This window comes from Lentzea jiangxiensis (assembly GCF_900104175.1).
Lineage (GTDB): Bacteria > Actinomycetota > Actinomycetes > Mycobacteriales > Pseudonocardiaceae > Lentzea > Lentzea jiangxiensis.
In genome coordinates, this window is the sequence record NZ_FNIX01000006.1 from 116,723 (window position 1) to 135,783 (window position 19,061).

The 19,061-nt window shown below is 69.2% G+C and carries 23 protein-coding genes; 11 read left to right on the forward strand and 12 right to left on the reverse strand.

Features of this window, described 5'->3' with window-relative positions; translation table 11 throughout:
* The first annotated feature begins 11 nt into the window (after positions 1-11).
* A complete protein-coding gene (locus tag BLQ91_RS19620) occupies positions 12-1,493 on the forward strand; it encodes a glycoside hydrolase family 13 protein (protein WP_090098402.1) in 1,482 nt (493 codons plus the stop codon).
* Between the two features lie 37 nt (positions 1,494-1,530).
* Here the strand turns inward: BLQ91_RS19620 and BLQ91_RS19625 are convergent, their stop codons facing one another.
* From BLQ91_RS19625 to BLQ91_RS19640, 4 genes are read right to left on the reverse strand one after another with little or no spacing between them, the layout of a single operon-like run.
* Positions 1,531-2,406, reverse strand: coding sequence for a WXG100 family type VII secretion target (locus tag BLQ91_RS19625; protein WP_090098404.1), 876 nt, complete (start codon positions 2,404-2,406; stop codon positions 1,531-1,533).
* Complete coding sequence (locus BLQ91_RS19630; RefSeq protein ID WP_090098405.1) at positions 2,403-2,741, reverse strand: type VII secretion target; 339 nt, start codon at positions 2,739-2,741, stop codon at positions 2,403-2,405. Before BLQ91_RS19630 ends, BLQ91_RS19625 begins: the two co-directional genes overlap by 4 nt.
* A gap of 5 nt (positions 2,742-2,746) precedes the next feature.
* The gene (locus tag BLQ91_RS19635; RefSeq protein ID WP_090098407.1) at positions 2,747-3,211 is read right to left on the reverse strand and encodes a YbaB/EbfC family nucleoid-associated protein; all 465 of its coding nucleotides are present in this window, start codon (positions 3,209-3,211) and stop codon (positions 2,747-2,749) included.
* Positions 3,212-3,697: a DUF6346 domain-containing protein gene (locus BLQ91_RS19640; RefSeq protein ID WP_090098409.1), complete on the reverse strand. Its 486-nt coding sequence runs from the start codon at positions 3,695-3,697 to the stop codon at positions 3,212-3,214. It lies immediately after the preceding gene.
* Between the two features lie 277 nt (positions 3,698-3,974).
* On the opposite strand from BLQ91_RS19640, the gene BLQ91_RS19645 reads away from it, so the two are divergent.
* From BLQ91_RS19645 to BLQ91_RS19685, 9 genes are all read left to right on the forward strand, one after another.
* Positions 3,975-4,736, forward strand: coding sequence for a DeoR/GlpR family DNA-binding transcription regulator (locus tag BLQ91_RS19645; RefSeq protein ID WP_090098411.1), 762 nt, complete (start codon positions 3,975-3,977; stop codon positions 4,734-4,736).
* A gap of 72 nt (positions 4,737-4,808) precedes the next feature.
* Positions 4,809-6,143, forward strand: coding sequence for an ABC transporter substrate-binding protein (locus BLQ91_RS19650; RefSeq protein ID WP_090098413.1), 1,335 nt, complete (start codon positions 4,809-4,811; stop codon positions 6,141-6,143).
* Position 6,144: 1 nt separating this feature from the next.
* The gene (locus BLQ91_RS19655; protein WP_090098415.1) at positions 6,145-7,077 is read left to right on the forward strand and encodes a carbohydrate ABC transporter permease; all 933 of its coding nucleotides are present in this window, start codon (positions 6,145-6,147) and stop codon (positions 7,075-7,077) included.
* Positions 7,074-7,889, forward strand: a complete 816-nt coding sequence (locus tag BLQ91_RS19660; RefSeq protein WP_090098417.1) for a carbohydrate ABC transporter permease — start codon at positions 7,074-7,076, stop codon at positions 7,887-7,889. Before BLQ91_RS19655 ends, BLQ91_RS19660 begins: the two co-directional genes overlap by 4 nt.
* A complete protein-coding gene (locus tag BLQ91_RS19665; RefSeq protein WP_090098419.1) occupies positions 7,886-8,875 on the forward strand; it encodes a zinc-dependent alcohol dehydrogenase family protein in 990 nt (329 codons plus the stop codon). Before BLQ91_RS19660 ends, BLQ91_RS19665 begins: the two co-directional genes overlap by 4 nt.
* A gap of 119 nt (positions 8,876-8,994) precedes the next feature.
* Positions 8,995-9,219 carry a hypothetical protein gene (locus BLQ91_RS19670; RefSeq protein ID WP_090098420.1) on the forward strand — a complete coding sequence of 75 codons (225 nt, stop codon included), beginning with the start codon at positions 8,995-8,997 and terminating at the stop codon, positions 9,217-9,219.
* A complete protein-coding gene (locus tag BLQ91_RS42755; protein ID WP_090098422.1) occupies positions 9,198-11,072 on the forward strand; it encodes a sensor histidine kinase in 1,875 nt (624 codons plus the stop codon). The genes BLQ91_RS19670 and BLQ91_RS42755 overlap by 22 nt, the downstream gene beginning before the upstream one ends.
* Positions 11,073-11,086: 14 nt before the next feature.
* Positions 11,087-11,743, forward strand: a complete 657-nt coding sequence (locus tag BLQ91_RS19680; RefSeq protein WP_090098424.1) for a response regulator transcription factor — start codon at positions 11,087-11,089, stop codon at positions 11,741-11,743.
* A gap of 72 nt (positions 11,744-11,815) precedes the next feature.
* A complete protein-coding gene (locus BLQ91_RS19685) occupies positions 11,816-12,361 on the forward strand; it encodes a radical SAM family protein (protein ID WP_090098426.1) in 546 nt (181 codons plus the stop codon).
* Here BLQ91_RS19685 and BLQ91_RS19690 read toward each other — a convergent pair.
* From BLQ91_RS19690 to BLQ91_RS19700, 3 genes are read right to left on the reverse strand one after another with little or no spacing between them, the layout of a single operon-like run.
* A complete protein-coding gene (locus BLQ91_RS19690; RefSeq protein WP_090098428.1) occupies positions 12,348-12,521 on the reverse strand; it encodes a DUF397 domain-containing protein in 174 nt (57 codons plus the stop codon). The genes BLQ91_RS19685 and BLQ91_RS19690 overlap by 14 nt on opposite strands.
* Complete coding sequence (locus tag BLQ91_RS19695; RefSeq protein ID WP_176959834.1) at positions 12,496-13,374, reverse strand: helix-turn-helix domain-containing protein; 879 nt, start codon at positions 13,372-13,374, stop codon at positions 12,496-12,498. Before BLQ91_RS19695 ends, BLQ91_RS19690 begins: the two co-directional genes overlap by 26 nt.
* Before the next feature lie 28 nt (positions 13,375-13,402).
* On the reverse strand, positions 13,403-14,338 hold the full coding sequence (locus BLQ91_RS19700) for an asparaginase (protein WP_090098432.1): 936 nt from the start codon (positions 14,336-14,338) through the stop codon (positions 13,403-13,405).
* Positions 14,339-14,362: 24 nt separating this feature from the next.
* Here BLQ91_RS19700 and BLQ91_RS19705 point away from each other — a divergent pair, with 24 nt between their 5' ends.
* On the forward strand, positions 14,363-14,851 hold the full coding sequence (locus tag BLQ91_RS19705; RefSeq protein WP_090098683.1) for a GNAT family N-acetyltransferase: 489 nt from the start codon (positions 14,363-14,365) through the stop codon (positions 14,849-14,851).
* A gap of 253 nt (positions 14,852-15,104) precedes the next feature.
* Here BLQ91_RS19705 and BLQ91_RS19710 read toward each other — a convergent pair whose 3' ends face one another.
* Genes BLQ91_RS19710 through BLQ91_RS19730 form a run of 5 tightly spaced genes read right to left on the reverse strand, consistent with a single transcriptional unit; the run spans position 15,105 to position 19,027 of the window.
* Complete coding sequence (locus tag BLQ91_RS19710) at positions 15,105-15,683, reverse strand: 1,2-dihydroxy-3-keto-5-methylthiopentene dioxygenase (protein ID WP_090098433.1); 579 nt, start codon at positions 15,681-15,683, stop codon at positions 15,105-15,107.
* The gene (gene mtnB, locus BLQ91_RS19715) at positions 15,680-16,276 is read right to left on the reverse strand and encodes a methylthioribulose 1-phosphate dehydratase (RefSeq protein WP_090098435.1); all 597 of its coding nucleotides are present in this window, start codon (positions 16,274-16,276) and stop codon (positions 15,680-15,682) included. The genes BLQ91_RS19710 and mtnB overlap by 4 nt, the downstream gene beginning before the upstream one ends.
* The gene (gene mtnC / locus BLQ91_RS19720; protein WP_090098437.1) at positions 16,273-16,929 is read right to left on the reverse strand and encodes an acireductone synthase; all 657 of its coding nucleotides are present in this window, start codon (positions 16,927-16,929) and stop codon (positions 16,273-16,275) included. The genes mtnB and mtnC overlap by 4 nt, the downstream gene beginning before the upstream one ends.
* Positions 16,926-17,927, reverse strand: coding sequence for a s-methyl-5-thioribose-1-phosphate isomerase (locus BLQ91_RS19725; protein ID WP_176959835.1), 1,002 nt, complete (start codon positions 17,925-17,927; stop codon positions 16,926-16,928). The genes mtnC and BLQ91_RS19725 overlap by 4 nt, the downstream gene beginning before the upstream one ends.
* Positions 17,927-19,027 carry an acyl-CoA dehydrogenase family protein gene (locus BLQ91_RS19730; RefSeq protein WP_090098439.1) on the reverse strand — a complete coding sequence of 367 codons (1,101 nt, stop codon included), beginning with the start codon at positions 19,025-19,027 and terminating at the stop codon, positions 17,927-17,929. Before BLQ91_RS19730 ends, BLQ91_RS19725 begins: the two co-directional genes overlap by 1 nt.
* Between the last annotated feature and the right edge of the window lie 34 nt (positions 19,028-19,061).

A 19,061-nucleotide genomic window follows, 5' to 3' on the forward strand; every position in this document is an offset into this window, starting at 1 on the left:
AAGGACACCAGATGAGTTGGTGGCGCAACGCATCCATCTACCAGGTCTACCTGCGCAGCTTCGCGGACGGCAACGGTGACGGCATCGGCGACATCGCGGGCCTGCGCGCCAGGCTCCAGCACATCGCTAGCCTCGGCTTCGACGCGATCTGGCTCAACCCCTGGTACCCGAGCCCGCTGGCCGACGGCGGCTACGACGTGGCCGACTACCGCGACATCGAGCCGGTGTTCGGGTCGCTCGCCGACGCCGAGAAGCTCATCGCGGACGCGCACGGGCTCGGCATCCGGATCATCATCGACCTCGTCCCGAACCACTGCAGCGACCAGCACCCGTGGTTCAAGGACGGCCTGTGGGACCGCTTCCACATCCGCGAGGGCGAGGAGATCCCGAACGACTGGCAGTCGCGCTTCGGCGGCCCGGCGTGGAGCAGGCTGGAGGACGGCCGCTGGTACCTGCACCTCTACGCCGCCGAGCAGCCGGACTTCAACTGGGAGAACCCGGTCGTCCACGACGAGTTCGACGACATCCTGCGGTTCTGGCTCGACCGCGGCGTCGACGGCTTCCGCGTCGACGTGGCCGACGGCCTGGTGAAGGACTTCGGCAAGCCCGACGCGGACCTGCCCTACTCCGACCAGGACGGCGTGCACGAGATCTACCGGCGGTGGCGCCGGATCGTCGACTCCTACGACGGCGATCGCATCCTGGTCGGCGAGATGTGGCTGCCGGACCCGGAGCGGTTCGCCCGCTACCTCCGCCAGGACGAGATGCACAGCGCGTTCAACTTCGACTTCCTCTGCTGCCCCTGGAACGCCCGGGAGCTCAGGAAGGTCGTCGACAGCACGCTGGCGGCGCACGAACCCGTTGGCGCACCGCCGACCTGGGTGCTCTCCAACCACGACGTCACGCGGCACGTGACCCGTTACGGCCGTGAGAAGACGGGTTTCTCGTTCGCGGACAGGCAGCACGGCGCCCCCACCGACTTCGAACTGGGCACGCGCCGGGCGCGGGCGGCGATCATGCTCACGGCCGCGCTGCCCGGTGGCGTCTACGTCTACCAGGGTGAGGAACTCGGTCTCTGGGAGGTCGAGGACCTGCCGGACGAGCTGCGCGAGGACCCGGTGTGGCACCGCTCCGGCTTCACCGACCGGGGCCGCGACGGCTGCCGCGTGCCTCTCCCCTGGTCCTCGGAAGACGGTCCGAGCTGGCTGCCGCAGCCCGAGAGCTGGCAGCGGTTCTCGGTCGAGGCCCAGACCGACGACCCCGACTCGATGCTCAGCCTGTACCGCGAGGTGTTCGCGCGGCGCCGCGGCATCAGCGGCGACCTCGAGTGGCTCGACCTCGGCGAGGACGTGCTGGCGTTCAAACGGGGCGGCCACACCTGCGTCGTCAACCTGTCGGAGGAGCCGGTGGAACTCCCCGCCGTGCCGGTGTTGTCCAGCGTTCCGCTCACCGGCGGCCAGTTGCCGCCCGACGCCGCGGCCTGGCTCGGGTGAAGGGACCGGGGGTGGCCGGGAAGCCACCCCCGGAGCTTCACCTCGTCGCGTAGGGCGAGTCGTCGGCCTTCGCGGCCTCGGTCGGCAGGTTCTTCACGACGCCGATGGCCGTCGTGTCGACGACGGCGTCCGCCGCGGCCTTCGGCATGATCGCCTGCAGACCGGTCTTGCACTTCTCCAGGATCTCGAAGATCTTGTCGACGACCTTCGACAGGTTGCGGATGGTCGTGATCACCTTGTCGAGCCAGTCCGAGACCTTCTTGGCCCACTTCATGACCAGCCGGATGCCGTCGGCGACGATGCCCGGCGTCGCGAGCCCGACCGTGAGCAGCGCGGCCGCCGCCCACCTGATCAGCGCCTGCACCAGCTCGCTCATCGCCATCGAGATCAGGTCGCGCACGATCGTCCGCACCGTGGCGACGGCGACGCCCGCACCGGTCAGCGCGGCACCGACGCCCTCGGCGGCGAGACCGGCCGCCTTCACGCCGGTCGCCTCCGCCTTGGCGACCGCGCTGTAGGCGGTGACCGCGGCACCCTGCCACGCGCTGGTGTCGTTCTCGACCACCCGCGCCATGTCCTCGCCGGCCCTCTTGAGGTGATCGGCGACGTTGCCCCAGGTCGCGGCGTTCTGGTTGATCACGCCGGGGTTGCCCGCCAGCGAGTCCAGCATCGACTTCAACGGCTCGACGTGCTCGATGAACCACGCGAACGCCGACGACAGCAGCGTGCCGAACGGGTCGGCCAGGAAGCCCAGCGCGTCGATGCCCGCGCCGAGGACGTTGATGCCCGCCTCGGCCCAGTCACCGCGCTGGACGGCGGAGACCGCGTCCGCCGCCGGCTCGACGAGGTTGAGGCCGGCGAGCGCGCCCGGAGCCTCCGGGGCGGCGGCCACCAGCGGGTTCGGTGCGGTCATGACGTCAGCTCCCCGAGCTTTTCGACGATCTTCTCGAAGTTGCCGCCGAGCGCCTGGTCGACGGTGTCGTAGGTGTCGGCCATCCCGTTGACACCGTCCACAGTGGCGTTGACGACACCGTGCGCGGTGGTGACGGCAGCGGTGCCGGCGGCCTCGATGGTGCCCATGATCGGCTCCAGCAGCGGGCTGCAGAGGATGCCGTACGCGTTGGCGCCGTTGATCCGCGCCTGCCCGATGGCCTGCTGGGCCGTCTCGATCTGCCTCACGATGCCGTCGAGCCGCCTGGCGTGCTCGCGCATCGCCTGCGTCTGGACGTTGAACCCCGGCGCGGTCATGCGCCTCACCACCCCTTGTCGTCGCGGGCGAAGTTGTGCCCGCCGAAGTCGTCGTCGTCAGCGGGACCGGTGGGACGCGGCGGCGCGACCGGTTCCCCGGGCGGGGGCTCGGGGAAGCGCTCCTGGTACCCGCCCATCAGCGCGCCCATGGTCGCGGAGTCGTCGCCGATGATCGGCGCCATGGCCTCCTGCATCCGGGACGCGATCTGCGCCTGGGCGGTGCGCATCACGCCGAGGATCTCGGCGGACAGCTGCGCGGGCTGTTTGCGCAGCGCCGCGTCGGTCAGGTCCAGCGCCGAGACGACACCGTTCTGGTCGACCGTGACGGACACCGAGCCGTCGGAGGAACGCTGCGTCACCCTGACCGCGTTCGCGACCTGCTTCATCTCGTCGGCCTGCCGGAGCTTGGCCTGGATCTGCGCGTTCCACTGACGCATCATCGCGTCGGGGTCAGCCCCTGCCGGGTTCATCTAGTAGTCCCTCTCCTGTGCCTTCTTGCGCCGGGAAGCGGCCGCTCCCACCACGGCCAGCGCCCCGATCCCACCTGCCGCCAGACCCCCGAGCACCGATCCGATGCCGAGCACGACGCTCGGCTCGTAATCGGCGCGGTACACCGGCGCATTACCGGAGCCGCCCCGGACCTTCCCCTCACCCCGCTGCACGACGGGCACCTCGGCGCCCTCGTCGGACGGCGTGAGCTGGCCCGGCTCGGCCGTCACCCGCGCCGTGGTCCCGTCCTCCCACTCGACGTCGGCCCGGCAGATCCACCAGGTGCCGAAGCCGTGCCTGCTGACCGGTCCCCTGCTCGTGCAGTCGGTCACGCGGGCGACACCCCGGTCCGCGACCGGCCTGGTGTTCGTCCCCGCGACCGGGTCGAACCGCGTGAAGCCGGTCAGGCCCAGCCACACCCCGAGCCACAAGACCACCAGGGCGACCGGCCCAGCGATCCACCTCATGCGCCTCGTCCCCTCGTCCGTCCTGGTTGGACTTCGTCCCGGTCCGCCCGGTTCCACCGAGTTCGGCGGCCCATCTGGAGACCATTCGGGCAGGCCCGGGGGCCATTTCGGGCGTGCCCAGTCTGGCCGAACTGTGTGAACGCGGTCTCACCTGGGACCAAGCGGGCAAAAATCGGGCAGGATTGCACCCAGTTGTGGTAGCGACCACAGTGTTACCAGGGTGTTTCATCTATGCACAGCCCGAACGGGCATACCGATAGCCGAGTGGGCAGGTGAAATGCGAGCCGAGGAACGCAAACGTCGCATCCTGGCCAGGGCCCGCGCCGACGGCCGCGTCGACGTGGTGGAGATGGCGCAGGAACTGCGCGTCGCGCCCGAGACGGTCCGGCGCGACCTGCGCGTGCTCGACGAGCACGGCCTGGTCCGCCGCACGCACGGCGGCGGCGTTCCGGTCGAGAGCGCCGGCTTCGAGACCGGCCTGAGGTTCCGGGCCGGCTCGCACGTCCCGGAGAAGCGCCGCATCGCGAAGGCGGCCGCCGAACGGCTCGACGACGCCGAGACCGTCTTCATCGACGAGGGCTACACGCCGCAGCTCGTCGCGGAGGCGCTGCCGACCACCAACCCGCTCACGATCATCACCGCGTCGCTGCCGACCGCGGCGGCGATGTCCGAGCACCCGTCGTGCACCGTCCTGCTGCTGGGCGGGCGCGTCCGGGGTCACACACTGGCCACAGTGGACCACTGGACCACCAGGATGCTCGGCGAGATGGTCATCGACCTCGCCTACATCGGGGCCAACGGCATCTCCCGCGAGCACGGCCTGACCACACCCGACCCGGCGGTCGGCGCGGTCAAGGCCAAGGCGCTCAGCTCGTCCCGGCGCAAGATCTTCGTCGGGACGCACACGAAGTTCGGCGTCTCCAGCTTCCACCGGTTCGCCGAGGTCTCCGACCTGGAGGCGGTCGTCACCGACAGCGGCCTCAGCGCCCACGAGGCCCACCGCTACACCCTGCTAGGCCCCAAGGTCATCAGAGCCTGACCTGCCCTCACCCCTTCGGGCGCTCCATCCCCCTTCTTCAGCGCGCCCGAAAACCCTGGAAAGGAACCGACGATGTCGTCGATTCGCACACTCGGAGCCGCTACCGCGGTGTTGCTGCTGGCTTCCGCCTGCTCCGGAGCAGGCGGCGGGGGTGGCGGTGAGAACTCGGTGAACGTGCTGATGGTGAACAACCCGCAGATGCAGGACCTGCAGAAGCTCACCGCCGACAACTTCACCAAGGACACCGGCATCAAGGTGAACTTCACCGTGCTGCCCGAGAACGACGTCCGCGACAAGATCAGCCAGGACTTCTCCAGCCAGGCCGGCCAGTACGACGTGGCGACGATCTCCAACTACGAGACGCCGATGTTCGCCAAGAACGGCTGGCTGGCGCCGATGGACGACTTCGTCGCGAAGGACAGCGCGTTCGACCAGGCCGACATCCTGGAGCCGATCCGCCAGTCGCTGACCGCCGCGGACGGCAAGGTCTACGCGCAGCCGTTCTACGGCGAGTCGTCGTTCCTCATGTACCGCAAGGACATCTTCGAGGCCAAGGGCGTCACGCTGCCCGACAAGCCGACCTGGCAGCAGGTCGCCGAGGCCGCCGCGAAGGTCGCCACTCCCGAGGTCCGCGGCATCTGCCTGCGCGGCCAGCCGGGCTGGGGCCAGGTCATGGCGCCCCTCACGACGGTCGTGAACACCTTCGGCGGCACGTGGTTCACCAAGGACTGGCAGGCGCAGGTCAACGCGCCGGAGTTCAAGGAGGCCACCAAGTTCTACGTCGACCTCGTCCGCAACCACGGCGAGAACGGCGCCCCGCAGGCCGGCTTCGCCGAGTGCCTCAACAACATGACGCAGGGCAAGGTCGCGATGTGGTACGACGCCACGGTCGCCGCGGGCCTGCTGGAGGCGAACGACTCGCCGGTCAAGGGCAAGCTCGGCTTCACCCAGGCGCCGGTCGTGAAGACCGACAGCTCCGGCTGGCTCTACACCTGGGCGTTCGGCATCCAGAAGGCGTCGAAGAAGCAGGAGAACGCCTGGAAGTTCATCTCCTGGGCGTCGGGCAAGGGCTACGAGGAGCTCGTCGGCAAGAACCTCGGCTGGTCGAAGCTCCCGGACGGCAAGCGCGCGTCGACCTACCAGCGTCCCGAGTACAAGCAGTCCTCCGGCAGCTTCTCCGCGATGGCCGAGGCCGCGATCAAGAGCGCGAAGCCGCTGAACCCCGGTGTGCAGGAGCGCCCGGCGCCCGGCATCCAGTTCGTCGGCATCCCCGAGTTCACCGACCTGGGCACGCAGGTGTCGCAGCAGATCAGCTCGGCGATCGCGGGTGCGACCTCGGTGGACGACGCGCTGAACAACGGACAGGGTCTCGCCGAGAAGGTCGCGGCGAAGTACAAGGGACAGTGACATGGCCGTCCTGACGCGCGAGGAGCGGTCGGTCGTCGACCGGCCGCCCCCCGTCCCCCGCAAGGGGTACTCGAAGTGGGCCCGGCGGGCGCCCCTGCTGCCCGCCCTCATCTTCCTGATCATCGTGACGCAGCTGCCGTTCGTGGCGACGCTCGTCATCTCGTTCATGAAGTGGAACTCGCTCGACCCCGCCAACCGCGGGTTCGCCGGGTTCGACAACTACGTCAACGTGTTCACCGACCCCGACCTGCGTTCGTCGGTGGTCAACACGGTCGTGCTCACGGCGTCGGTCGTGATCATCAGCCTGGTCCTCGGGCTGGGTCTGGCGCTGCTGCTGGACAAGAAGTTCGCCGGTCGCGGGTTCGTGCGCACCATGCTCATCGCGCCGTTCCTCGTCGTTCCGGTCGCGGCGGCGCTGATCTGGAAGCACGTGCTCTACAACCCGGAGTACGGCCTGTTCAACGGCATCCTGAACTGGCTGGGCTTCGACGCCCAGCCGGACTGGATCTCGACCATGCCGATGAGCGCCGTGGTGCTGTCGCTGGTGTGGCAGTGGACGCCGTTCATGATGCTGATCCTGCTGGCGGGCCTGCAGTCCAAGCCGGTCGAACCCGTCGAGGCGGCCACGATCGACGGCGCGTCGTCGTTCCAGGTCTTCCGGTACCTGACGTTCCCGCACCTGCGGCAGTACCTGGAGCTCGGCGGTCTGCTCGGGTCGATCTACGTCGTGCAGAACTTCGACGCGGTCTTCACGATCACGTCCGGTGGTCTGGGCACGGCGAACCTGCCGTACATGATCTACCAGACCTTCTACCAGGCCCACGAGTACGGCGAGGCCTCCGCGGCCGGTGTCATCGTGGTCGCGGGCTCGATGGTCATCGCGACGTTCGCGCTGCGCGTGGTGTCCTCGCTGTTCAAGGAGGAGAAGCGATGACCGCCAAGTGGGTCGGACGCGGCTGGGGTGTCCTCGCCTGGCTCGCCGGCGTCGTGTTCTTCGCGCCCGTGGCCTGGATGTTCCTGACCTCGCTGCACAGCGAGACGGACGCGGCCACGAACCCGCCGTCGATCGCGGCACCGCTGACGCTCGACGGCTACGCGGAGTTCTTCGACTCCGGCGCGTGGCCGCCGCTGATCAACTCGTTCAGCGCCTCGATCGGGTCGACGATCATCGTGCTGCTGCTGGCGATCCCGGCCGCGTACGCGTTGTCGATCAAGCCCGTGGAGAAGTGGACGGACGTCCTGTTCTTCTTCCTCTCCACCAAGATGATGCCCGTCGTCGCGGCGCTGCTGCCGATCTACCTGATCGCGCAGTTCTCCGGGATGCTCGACAACATCTCGTTCCTGACGCTGCTGTACTGCTCGATGAACCTGCCGATCGCGGTGTGGCTCATGCGGTCGTTCCTGTCCGAGGTCCCGAAGGAGATCCTCGAGGCGGCTTCGATCGACGGCGCGGGTCTGCTCACGATCCTGCGCCGGGTCGTGGCACCGATCGCGATGCCCGGCATCGCGGCGACGGCGTTGATCTGCTTCATCTTCAGCTGGAACGAGCTGCTCTTCGCACGGGTGCTCACCGGTGTCGTCGCCGGCACCGCGCCCGTGTACCTGACCGGGTTCGTCACGTCGCAGGGCCTCTTCCTGGCCAAGGTCTGCGCCGCGGCGGTCGTGGTCTCTCTGCCGGTGCTCATCGCCGGGTTCGCCGCCCAGGACAAGCTCGTCCAGGGCCTTTCGTTGGGAGCGGTCAAGTGAAAGCAGCAGTGATCACCGGCGTCGGATCCGTCGAAGTGACCACTGTGGACGATCCCACGTGCGGTCCTCGCGAGGTCGTCGTCCAGGTGGCGGCCTGCGGTCTGTGCGGCACGGACCTGCACATCCTGCAGGGCGAGTTCGCGCCGACCCTGCCGGTCGTGCCGGGCCACGAGTTCGCCGGCACGGTCGTCGAGATCGGCTCGCAGGTGAACGAGGTCGCCGTGGGTGACCGGGTGGCCGTCGACCCGTCGCTGTACTGCCACGAGTGCCGGATGTGCCGTTCCGGCAGGAGCAACCTCTGCGAGCGCTGGGCGGCCATCGGCGTCACGACCTCCGGTGGCGCGGCGGAGTTCGCGAAGGCCCCGGTGGCGAACTGCGTCAAGCTGCCGGACCACGTGCGGACCGAGGACGCGGCGCTCATCGAGCCGCTGTCGTGCGCGGTGCGCGGCTACGACGTGCTGCGGTCGCAGATGGCGTCGCGGGTGCTGATCTACGGCTCCGGCACGATGGGCCTGATGATGCTGCAGCTCGGCAAGCTGACCGGCGCGTCGTCGATCGAGGTCGTCGACCTCAACCCGGAGCGGCTGGAGACGGCGAAGCAACTCGGCGTCACGGCCGTGGCGGCGACACCGGACGAGCTCGACCGGCCGCAGGGCTGGGACGTCGTCATCGACGCGACCGGCAACGAGAAGGCCATCCAGGACGGTCTCGGGCGCGTCGCCAAGGGCGGCACGTTCCTCCAGTTCGGCGTCTCGGACTACTCCGCGCGCGTGACCATCGAGCCGTACAAGATCTACAACCAGGAGATCACCATCACCGGCTCGATGGCGGTGCTGCACTCGTTCGAACGGGCGGCGGACCTCTTCGCGACCGGAGTGCTCGACCCCGAGGTCTTCATCAGCGACAGGGTGCCGCTGGACGACTACGCGGGAGCGTTGGACCAGTTCAAGGCCGGCAAGGGCCGCAAGATCCAGGTCCTGCCCTGAGTCCGTCGTAGGAAGTTCGCCGGAGTTCGTGGGCACTCGTGTATCCAGACGAGTGCCCACGACTCCTTCCAGACATGTCGAAGTCCGGGCAGAAAGTGGTACCGCCGTACTTTTCGCACATGTCCGACGAAGAGCTCCTCGCGTGGTACGCGGAGCTTCAGGCGCGGGCGATGAACCCGCAGCCTGGGGACGTCGATTTCGACCACGTCCACAAGGCCGCCGAACCGGTGTCCGTCGAGCAGCTGCGCCACCGGATCATGACGTTCCAGGGCTGGCCTGGAGGTCTTTCCACGTTGGACGCCGGATCTCCGTTCCACAACCTGTGGCACTGGCTCAGCGACTGACGCGACGCGAGGTCACCCTCGCTCGCGTCATCGGCGCTCTGGTGGCCGCCGGCGTGCTCTACGCCGTCGTGCTCGCGGCGGTCACCGGCGCCGTCTCACATCCGCGGAACTGGCTGGTCGCGGTCGCCTGCACCCTGCTCGGGGTGCGGGTGATCGGTCATGTCCGCAGGTCACCGGTCGGGTGGCTGTTGCTGGTGATGGGCGTGTTCGGCGCCATCGCCGTCGCGGCCGCCGGCCAGCCGGAGAACCACCCCGCCCGCTGGCTCGAGGCGTGGATCTGGTGGCCCACGTACGCGCTGTTGCCCGCGGTTGCGCTGGTTTTCCCGAACGGCAAGCCGCTGAGCAACCGCTGGTGGATCGCCATCGGCGCGTCGCTGTTCAGCACTCTCGCCGGAACCATCACGATCGCGTGGGCGTCGTGGGGCAACCCCGCCGAGTTCTGGCAGCTGAGCGGGGACGGGCTCGCGAAGACGATCACGAAGATCGCGGTGCTCGCGGCCGGCCTGTCGGTGGTCGCGGCCGTGGCGTCGTTGTTCCTGCGCTGGCGACGGGCCGAGGGGGACGAACGACGCCTGCTCGTGTGGGCGTTCGCGCTGCTGACGTTGGCAGTCGTGGCGACCGTTGTGGAGACGACGGACGGGCACGTCGCCTGGATCATCGGTGTGCTGGCGTTCCCTGCTGCTGCGGTGATCGCCATCGTGCGGTACGGCCTGTACGACATCAGCCTGCTCATCCACCGGTCGCTGCTCTACGGCTCGTTGACGGTCGTCCTGCTTCTCGTCTACCTCGGCGTGATGGTCGCGGCGGGCGCGCTGCTCACCGACGACGCCGAGGTCGTCGGGGTCGTGGCGGCGGGCCTGGTGTTCGCGCCGATCCGGAGCTGGGTGCAGCGCAAGCTCGACCGGTGGTTGTTCGGTGAGCGCTCCGACCCCTATGGCGCTTTGTCGACTTTGAGCGAGAAGCTCGAACGGTCGCAGGACGTGCTGCCGACGGTCGCGCAGACCGTCGCCGAGTCGCTGAAGCTGCCGTACGTGGCGATCCGCGGTTCGTCGGTGCTGGCCGAGCACGGGCGCAGCCGCGGGTGGCCGCAGCTCCGCTTCCCCATGACCTACCGGGGCGCGCACGTCTGCGACCTCGTCGTCGAGCCACGCGCGCCCGACGAGCGCCTCAGCGACCAGGAGCTGACCCTGCTCGGCGACCTCGCCCGCTCCACCGCGCCCGCCGCGCAGTCGATCAGGCTGACCGCCGACCTGCAGCTCGCGCGCGAACGGCTGGTGCGGGCGCGCGAAGAGGAACGGCTGCGGTTGCGACGCGACCTGCACGACGGCGTCGGACCGGCACTGGTCGGCATCCGGTTGCAGCTCAAGGCGTTGCGCCGGTCGCTGGGCGACGTGCTCGACCCCGTGCTGGCCGACGTCGACACCACCGCCGTCGAGGTGCGCCGGCTCGTGGACGGGCTGCGACCCCCGATCCTCGACCAGGGCCTGGCGCTGGCCGTGCGGGACGAGGCCGCGCGCTTCCGCGGTGACCTGGTGGTCGAGGTCGACGCCGAGCAGATCGACGGGCTGTCGGCCGCCGTCGAGGTCGCCGCCTACCGGATCGTCGCGGAGGCGCTGACCAACAGCGCACGCCACTCCGGGGCCTCGACCTGCACGATCAGCGTGCGGACCGACGGCGACCTGGTCGTGGAGGTCGTGGACGACGGACGCGGGGTCGCGGCGGACTCCAAGCCGGGTGTCGGCCTCGACTCGATGCGAGAACGCTGCGCGGAACTGGGTGGATCGTGCACAGTGGGACCGGCTCACCCCCGAGGGACGCGGGTGGTGGCGCGGATCCCGTTGGAGGTCCAGTAGTGGCAGGCCCAGTAGTGGCAGGCACAGCGACTCGCGTTGTCATCGCCGACGACCACCCGGTGTTCCGGCGCGGCCTGAAGGCGTTGCTGGACGGCGAGGACGGCATCTCCGTCGTCGGCGACGCCGCGGACGGCCAGGAGGCCGTGCGCGTCGTCCTCGACCTGGAGCCGGACGTCGTCGTGATGGACCTGCACATGCCCGTCCTCGGCGGTGTCGAGGCGGCGAAGCAGATCCAGGCGGCCCTGCCCGGCGTCGGTGTCCTCGTCCTGACGATGCACGAGGACGACGAGCTCGTGTTCGCGGCGATGAAGGCCGGTGCGCGCGGCTACCTCGTGAAGACCACGGACGACGACGAGATCGTGCGCGCGGTGCAGGCCATAGGAGCCGGAGAAGCGATCTTCAGCGCCACCATCGCGCAACGCATGATGGGTTACTTCACCGCGATCTCCTCCTCGGAGGTCGTGGCGTTCCCCCAGCTCACCGACCGCGAGCGGGAAGTCCTGAAGCTGATGGCGTCCGGCCTCGACAACCCGTCCATCGCGCACAAGCTGCACCTCTCCGGCAAGACCGTCCGCAACCGCGTGTCGGCGATCTTCACGAAGCTCCAGGTGGCCGACCGGGCGCAGGCCATCGTGCGCGCCCGCGAGGCGGGACTCGGAAGTCCCGCGTAAGTCGGGACAACGGTCACCTGACGGCGGGACAAGGCCTCCGGTGGGATCGGCGTATCCGCCGAAGGGGGCCCGATGGACATCACCTGGGACGTCGCACACGCGCGGCTCAGCCACGACCGCATGCTGCACGTCGCCCAAGCGCTCATCTCGATGCGCCCGGAGACCGTCACGCTGGGCGGCGGCGAGCCGCTCGGCGTGCCCGGCCTGTTCGAGATCGTCGCACTGTTCCGCGAAGCCGGGATCGACGTCGTCCTGCGCACGTCCGGCAAGTCGCTGCACCCGTCGATGGTGCGGACGCTGCTGGAGTCGTGCGCGCGCATCGAGGTGTGCGCGATGGCGTTCGCCCACGCCATGCACGCCCTGCACCTGCTCGACGTCGGCGCCGCCAAGCTGGACCGGTACGCCGCGTTCGGCCTCGACGCCACCGGCATCCGGCGCGGCTTCGACCGGCTCGAGGACTTCTGCGCCACGACCGCGTTCGAACTGCCGCACCTCGCGTTCATCGCGTTCAGCGACACGATCGGGTCGGACCACGCGCAGTACCTGCAGTCGCTGGCGCCCCAGACCGTGCGGGTGACGGTCCAGACCGCGAACACGTCGGTGGTCAGAGCGAGTTGAGCAGGGCGCGCCAGGCAGGGGTGGAGAACGCGAGAACGTCGCCGCTCGCGTTCTTCGTGTCGCGGACGAGGACGTCCCGGGCCAGCGACACCTCCACGCAATTGCCGGAGCCGCTGCCGCCGCTGTAGCTGCTCTTACGCCAAGTCCGTTCCTGGAACATCTGAGTCCTCTCGCAGGCCACTGATGCACTCCATCAGCTTGCTCCGCGATTGTTCCTCATCCAGGGCAACGGCATCCAGCCGCTGAAAGAGCCGCTTTGCCCGCGCGACAGCGGTGTTGTCCTGCGCGAACACCTTCGCCATGTCGGTCTCGCAGTACACGACCGACGATGCCTTCTCGAACTCGTACAACACACACGGCGAACGGAATGCGGTCATGTGCGCAGGCACGATGCGGAGGATGTGGGTGTTGAAGAGGAGACGCAGGTACTGGTCTTCACGGAGTGAGGCGCTGCCCAGCGGCATCCGCAGCGCCAGCTCGTGCACGTAGAACAAGCACTCCGGACGGTTCGGCCGCCTCAGGATCGCCTGTCGCTCCATACGCGCCCGGACGAACTTCTCGATGTCCTCCGGCGCTTCGATGTGCGAGTCGACGAACAACTCCCTCGTGTAGCCCTCGACCTGCACAAGACCGGGCACCGTCATGATGTCCAGGCTGATGATCTTCGTGGCCATTGCCTCGGTCATCGCGAGTGTGCGCAGTTCGTCTGGCACCTGAGCGAAGAACCGGTCGAAGGCGTTGTAGTAGCGGCTGCGGAACTCGTTGACGAAGTCGATGTCCTTGCCGCACGTCGCCAGGTACTGGACGAGGTCGATCTCGCTCGCGCGCACCTTGCCGAGCTCGATGTCGGACACCTTGCTCGGGTCCCAGCCGAGCTGGACGGCCATCGCACGGCCGGTGAACGAGGTGCACGTCTCCCGCACCCGGCGCAGTTCGTCGCCCAGGCACCGGCTGTACGGGGTGGAAATGGTGGCGGTCATGCCCTTTGACGGTAGGGCTTGGATCCATTCCACACCACTGGCTCATTCGGGTGAAAACGAGCTAGAAAACCTGCCCGCGAGCAGCGAAAACGTCCTCGATAGGCGCCATAGCGCCGAGGGCGAGACGCAGCAGCACGCGTGCTTTACGGGGGCATAGCCAGCCGGCCATCACGGCGCCGCGCTGGATCAGGTCCGACTCGGACCCGACGAAGCCGTAGGTGTCGCGGAACGTCGTGCCCGCGCCCGTCCGCGTCGCCACCACCACCGGGAACCGGGCTCGTGAGATGGCCTCCGCCATGCCGGCCGACACGTGGCCGACGCCGGTGGCGGCGACGACGGTTCCCCCGACGTTGAGCCAGTCGAGGATCGAGCCGTCGTCGTCCACAGTGGCCTCGATGAGCGGAACCGCCGGTGCGTCGAGAGGTCGCGGCAGCGCGGTCAGCCTGTGCGCGGGGTGGAAGTACCGCGGCGAGCCCTCGACGACGAGTCCGAGGGGGCCGGGGAACGACTCGAAGGCGTTGGGGAGGCTGCTGTGCGTCTTGCGGACCCAGCGGGCGGCGTGGACCTCGTCGTTGAGGACGAGCAGGGCGCCGCGGCCTCGTGAGTTGGGTGCCGCCGCGACCGCGACGGCGGCGGCGAGGTTGGCGGGGCCGTCGGCACCGGGGAGGCCGGGGTGCCGCATCGCGCCGGTCACGACGACCGGTTCGTCGTGCGGCCACAGGCAGTCGAAGAAGTACGCGGTCTCTTCGAGGGTGTCGGTGCCCTGGACGACGACGACACCGGCGGCGCCTCCGGAGACCTGCTCGTCGGCCCAGTCGAAGGTTTCCAGCAAGGTGGTGAAGGTGAGCGAGGCGCCCGGGACCGTCGCCAGGGTCGCGATCTCCCCCACCTCCAAGCCCCGCACCAGGTCCCCGGCGCCCAAGGTCGGCGACACCGCGCCGGAGCCCGTCATCGTGATCGTGCCGCCGAGCGATGCCACCGCCACCTGTGAGCTCATGCGAGCCACTCTAGGGTGGACGCCATGTCCGGACCCGCCGCCTGGCCACCCGCCCCGATCCGAACCGAACGGCTCGTGCTGCGCGAGTCCGAGGCGCGCGACCGGGACGCGTTCCTCGACCTGTTCTCGTCGCCGGAGGTGGGCACCTACATCGGTGGCTCGAAGCCGCGCGACGAGGTCGACCGCACGGCGCCTCCGATCCCGGGCCGGCGGCACGGTTTCTTCGTCGTCGCGCTGGACGGCGCGATGATCGGCATGGTCTCGTTCGACGTGGTGGACGAGGAACGGTTGCTGGGCTACCTGTTCCTGCCGTCCGCGTGGGGCAGGGGTTTCGCCTACGAGGCATGTGCGGCAGCGCTTGACTGGTACGCCGCCGCACACCCCGGTGAGCCGCTCGCGAGCATCACCCAAACGGCGAACGCCGCTTCAATGCGTCTCCTGGCGAAGCTGGGCTTCACCGAAGGCGAGCGTTACGAGGCCTTCGGCGCCGAGCAGTGTCGCTGGCGCCAGTAGGTGATGTCGCGGAAACGGGCCTTCGTCCTGGTGCGTGAGTTTCAGCGAACCGTTGTAATAAGTCCGCACGGTGCTGCCCCGGCCGCCCGCGACCGCGGTGTGTGATCAGGTACGGCGTGCGTGGGTACTCGCCAACGCGCCCTTACCGGCAACCGCCTGAGCGGTTGCCGGTAGATGCGGCCGCACGTCACAGCCGGTGGCGGACGAGGAACGCAACCCGACGTCGAAGGACCTCGGACTCAAGTTCGGTCCCTCACGGCCGGGAAGCCGGCATTCCTGAACGGAGCTCGTCGAAAGTCGGAAACTTCGTCGCGATGTCACTACCGGTGAAGTTGCCGATCCACCCGTCGTCGTCGTGGAAGAACCGGATCGACACGTAGTCGGGCTCGGTGCCCATGTCGAACCAGTGCGTCGTGTTCGCCGGAACGCTCAGCAGGTCGCCCGCCTCGCAGAGCACCGCGTACACCCTGTCGCCGATGTGGAGGTAGAAAACCCCTGCGCCGCGGGCGAAGTAGCGGTCCTCGTCGTCGTCGTGCGTGTGCTCGGCGAGGAACTTGTCGCGGAACTCGACGGCCTTGGCGCGGTACTCGTCGGTGTCGGTCGGGGTCATCTCCATCGCGTCGACGTAGCCGTAGCCCTCAGTTTCGCTGACGCGGGCGATCTCCTCCTCGAAGATCTGCAGGGCGTTCGCGGCGGTCACACCGTCCACAACGGACCAGCGGCTGAAGCGCACGCCGTGTTCCTCGAGGGTGGTGGTGATCTCCTCGGCGTCGGTGGTGCGCAGGACGGTCTCCTCGGGGCCGGTTTCCGGCCACACCGTCAGCAGCGTCATGAGTGCCTCCCCGTAAAGATGTCCCGCGTCTCCACCTTGAAGCGCAGCAGCCACTCCAGGCATTCCAGGCGGTGCCGCGCCCGCACCAGGTCGTCGCCCCACACGTACACGCCGTGGCGTGCGACGAGCAGCGCCGGCACCCTCGGGTCGAAGCCCTTCTCGAAGGCGTCGCCCAGTTCGACCATGTCCTGCGAGTTCCGCACGACCGGGATCACGACCTCCTCGTGGTCGTACCGGCCGAACCCCTTGAGCATCTCCAGGTCCTTGAGCACCACGCCGTTCGGCCAGTGCTCCGCCGCGACTACCGGCGCGAGGGCGTGGACGTGCACGACGGCGCCCGCCCCGGCCACGCTGGCGATCCGCGCGTGCAGAGCGGCCTCGGCGGACGGGACCTTGTCGCTGTCCACGGCGTTGCCGTCGACATCGATGACGACGCTGTCCTCAGCGGTGACCTCACCCTTGTCGACGCCGCTGACCGTGACGGCGAGGCGGAGCGGATCCCGTTGCAGCACAACGGAGAGGTTGCCGCTCGTGCCGCGCATCCAGCCCATCTGCGCGTAGCGGGCGCACTCGCGCGCGAGCTCCGCGGTCACGAAAGCTCCCACACCGTCGGGTGGGGCGTGAAGTCGGCGTTGCCGTACGGCTCGCCCGCGCGCGCGACGCCGACCGTCTTCCAGCCCGCCTCCAACGCGGCGTGCAGCTCGGCCGGGACGTCGCTGTAGAACGTGATGTCGTCGCTCCGCAGCGTTTCCGCGATCTTGCGGTACGACGCGGCCTCGCGCTTCGGGCCGGCGTTGACCGTGTCGAAGTGGTGCTCCAGCAACGGCGTCAGATCACCGTCGGTGGTGTGCCGGAAGAACGCGATCTGGCCCGCGACCGAGCCGCTGGAGAAGATCGCGAGCTTCACGCCGTCCTCGTGCCACTTGCGGATGGCCGGGACGACGTCCGGGAAGAACTCCGCGACCAGGTCGCCCTGCGCGTAGCCCTGCTGCCAGATGAGGCCCTGCAACGTCTTGAGGGGCGTGACCTTCTGGTCGGCGTCCATCCAGTCGTGCAGCGCCTTGACGACGTCGTCGTGGCCGGACAGCTCCTTGACCTGCCGCACGGCGTCGGCGACCACCGGGTCGTCACCGTGCTGCTCGATCCACGGCCCGAGCCGCGGGCGCGCGTAGTCGTAGAGGACGACCAGCACCTGGTCCGTCGCGCTCAGCGTGCCCTCGATGTCGAGCACGACCCACTTGCTCACCGCTGTTCTCCCTCGTAGTACTCGTGCAGCTCTCCGGCGCGGTAGACGCCCCTGTCCGTCACCACGTCCGTCACGAAGCGCGGCGGCGTCACGTCGAACGCCGGGTACAGCCCCTTCACCCTCGGCGTGGCGCTGGGCCTGCCGAGGACCTGCAGCACTTCCGCGCCGTCGCGGTACTCGATCTCCACGTGCTCGGTCGTCGGCGCCAGGTGGTCCGGCGCCTGCACCTGGGCGTGGAACGGCACCCCGAACGCGTGGGCGGCGACGGCGAGACCCAGTGTGCCGACCTTGTTGACGACGTGCCCGTCCATGGTGACGCGATCGGCCGCCGTGACCAACGCGTCGACCTCGCCGCTTTGCAGGACCGCGGCGCCCATGCCGTCCGTGATGAGCGTCGTGTCGACGCCCATCTCGACCAGCGTCTCCGCGGTGAGCCTCGCCCCCTGCAGGTACGGCCGGGTCTCGGTGCAGAAGAACCGCAGCGTCTTGCCCTGCTCCTGGGCCGCCCGGACGGTCTCCGTCAGGTACAGGTCGGCCCAGCAGTGGGTCATGACTGTGTCGTCGTCCTCCAGCAGGTTCGCGGTGTGCACGCCCAGCGCCCGGCTCTTCGCGCGGTACCGGCGGTCGCCCTCTTGCGCGCCTTGCAGGGCGTGCGCGACGTCCCGGGCGGCGTCCACGTGCTCCAGGACGATCGCGGTGGCCTTGCGCAGGGCGTTGTTGGTGCGCCTGGTGTTCTCGAGCATCAGCGCCGTCTTGCCGAGCTCGGCGCGCGCTTCCTCGAACGGTTTCCCTTCGAGGGTGCGCGCCTTGAGCACCATCGCCTGCAGCACGGCGAAGTACGGGCCCGAGGACTGGGTGACCATGTCCTCGACGGCCCGCGCGACGTCCTCGGCCGTCCGGCACAGCACCCAGTTCCGCTCGAACGGGAACCGCCGGCGGTCGAGGATCAGGACGCCGTCGTCGGTGAGCCGGACGGAGTCGGCGAGGACCGGCTGCATCAGCTGTACCCGGTGTAGGCGGGGCGTGCGCCGGTCAGGAAGTTCTCGCCGACCTCGCGTGCCTTGTAGACGACCGGGTCGTGCAGCGTGAGCGTGCGCGCGTTGCGCCAGAAGCGGTCCACGCCGTGCTTGGCGGCCGTACCGCGCGCGCCGACCTGCTCGAAGATGCGGCTGGTGACCTCGTTGACGAGCTTGGTGCTGACGACCTTCGCCTCGGAGATCGTGACGGCGACCTCGGCCCGCTTCGCCTGGGTGAGGTGGCGGCCGAACTCGCTGGCCTCGTGCAGCCGGCGGGCGGCGTCGTCGGCGAGCAGCCCGGCGGCCCTGGTCTGCGCCACCATCTCGCCGTACGCGACGACGATGTACGGGTCCTCGGTGGCGGCCTCGACACCGCTGACGAACCACGGGCGGGTCTTGGTGCGGGTGTAGTCGGCGGCCTCCGCGAGCGCGCCCTCCGCGATGGCCACGTAGAGCTGGGCGAGCACGAGCTGGAAGCCGAGGGCGGCGAGGCTGAGGCGCGGGTCCTCCCCCGCGGGCTGCACGCCGAGGACCTCCGTGACCTCGACGTCCTCGAAGGCGACACCACCGGACGCCGTGAGGCGCTGGCCGATGTTGTCCCAGTCGTCCAGGTAGGTGATACCGCCGGCCTTGGCGTCGAGCAGGAACGTGAGCTTCTCGCCGTTGTCCGCGCGGGTCGCGCTGACCACGAGCCGGTCGGCCACGGCCGCTCCGGTGGCGAACGTCTTGCGCCCGTTGAGCGTGTAGCCGTTCTCGGCGGGCGTGAGCTCGAGGGCCGCGTCGAGGGGGTTGCTGACGCCCGCCCAGAACTGGTCGCGGTCCCTGCCGAACGGGACGTCGAAGAGGCCGCTGCGCCAGATCTGCAGGTAGTGGTACCCGAGGAGGTGCCCGATGTTGGCGTCGGCGGCACCGACGACCCTGGTCACCCGCTGCTGGGTCGCCCAGTCGTCGACGTTGAGCAGACCGCTCTGCCGGAGCAGTTCCACCTCTTTGGCCGGTGGCTGGTTGGCCCGGTCCCTCTCCGCGGCGTCGGACCTGAGCGTCGCCGCGACCTCGTGCGCGACGTCCAGCCAGTTCGTCATCCCTGCTCCTCTCAGCGGTACCCGGTCCAACTTA

What these genes read in the sequence shown, in the direction of transcription:
- BLQ91_RS19630 (WP_090098405.1), bottom strand. Translation starts at nt 2,741, where the DNA reads ATGACCGCGCCGGGGTTCAACGTCCAGACGCAGGCGATGCGCGAGCAC.
- BLQ91_RS19640 (WP_090098409.1), bottom strand. Translation starts at nt 3,697, where the DNA reads ATGAGGTGGATCGCTGGGCCGGTCGCCCTGGTGGTCTTGTGGCTCGGG.
- BLQ91_RS19700 (WP_090098432.1), bottom strand. Translation starts at nt 14,338, where the DNA reads ATGAGCTCACAGGTGGCGGTGGCATCGCTCGGCGGCACGATCACGATG.
- BLQ91_RS19670 (WP_090098420.1), top strand. Translation starts at nt 8,995, where the DNA reads ATGTCCGACGAAGAGCTCCTCGCGTGGTACGCGGAGCTTCAGGCGCGG.
- BLQ91_RS19690 (WP_090098428.1), bottom strand. Translation starts at nt 12,521, where the DNA reads ATGTTCCAGGAACGGACTTGGCGTAAGAGCAGCTACAGCGGCGGCAGC.
- BLQ91_RS19620 (WP_090098402.1), top strand. Translation starts at nt 12, where the DNA reads ATGAGTTGGTGGCGCAACGCATCCATCTACCAGGTCTACCTGCGCAGC.
- BLQ91_RS19730 (WP_090098439.1), bottom strand. Translation starts at nt 19,027, where the DNA reads ATGACGAACTGGCTGGACGTCGCGCACGAGGTCGCGGCGACGCTCAGG.
- BLQ91_RS19710 (WP_090098433.1), bottom strand. Translation starts at nt 15,683, where the DNA reads ATGACGCTGCTGACGGTGTGGCCGGAAACCGGCCCCGAGGAGACCGTC.
- BLQ91_RS19660 (WP_090098417.1), top strand. Translation starts at nt 7,074, where the DNA reads ATGACCGCCAAGTGGGTCGGACGCGGCTGGGGTGTCCTCGCCTGGCTC.
- BLQ91_RS19685 (WP_090098426.1), top strand. Translation starts at nt 11,816, where the DNA reads ATGGACATCACCTGGGACGTCGCACACGCGCGGCTCAGCCACGACCGC.
- BLQ91_RS19650 (WP_090098413.1), top strand. Translation starts at nt 4,809, where the DNA reads ATGTCGTCGATTCGCACACTCGGAGCCGCTACCGCGGTGTTGCTGCTG.
- BLQ91_RS19725 (WP_176959835.1), bottom strand. Translation starts at nt 17,927, where the DNA reads ATGCAGCCGGTCCTCGCCGACTCCGTCCGGCTCACCGACGACGGCGTC.
- BLQ91_RS19645 (WP_090098411.1), top strand. Translation starts at nt 3,975, where the DNA reads ATGCGAGCCGAGGAACGCAAACGTCGCATCCTGGCCAGGGCCCGCGCC.
- BLQ91_RS19635 (WP_090098407.1), bottom strand. Translation starts at nt 3,211, where the DNA reads ATGAACCCGGCAGGGGCTGACCCCGACGCGATGATGCGTCAGTGGAAC.
- BLQ91_RS19705 (WP_090098683.1), top strand. Translation starts at nt 14,363, where the DNA reads ATGTCCGGACCCGCCGCCTGGCCACCCGCCCCGATCCGAACCGAACGG.
- BLQ91_RS19625 (WP_090098404.1), bottom strand. Translation starts at nt 2,406, where the DNA reads ATGACCGCACCGAACCCGCTGGTGGCCGCCGCCCCGGAGGCTCCGGGC.
- BLQ91_RS19655 (WP_090098415.1), top strand. Translation starts at nt 6,145, where the DNA reads ATGGCCGTCCTGACGCGCGAGGAGCGGTCGGTCGTCGACCGGCCGCCC.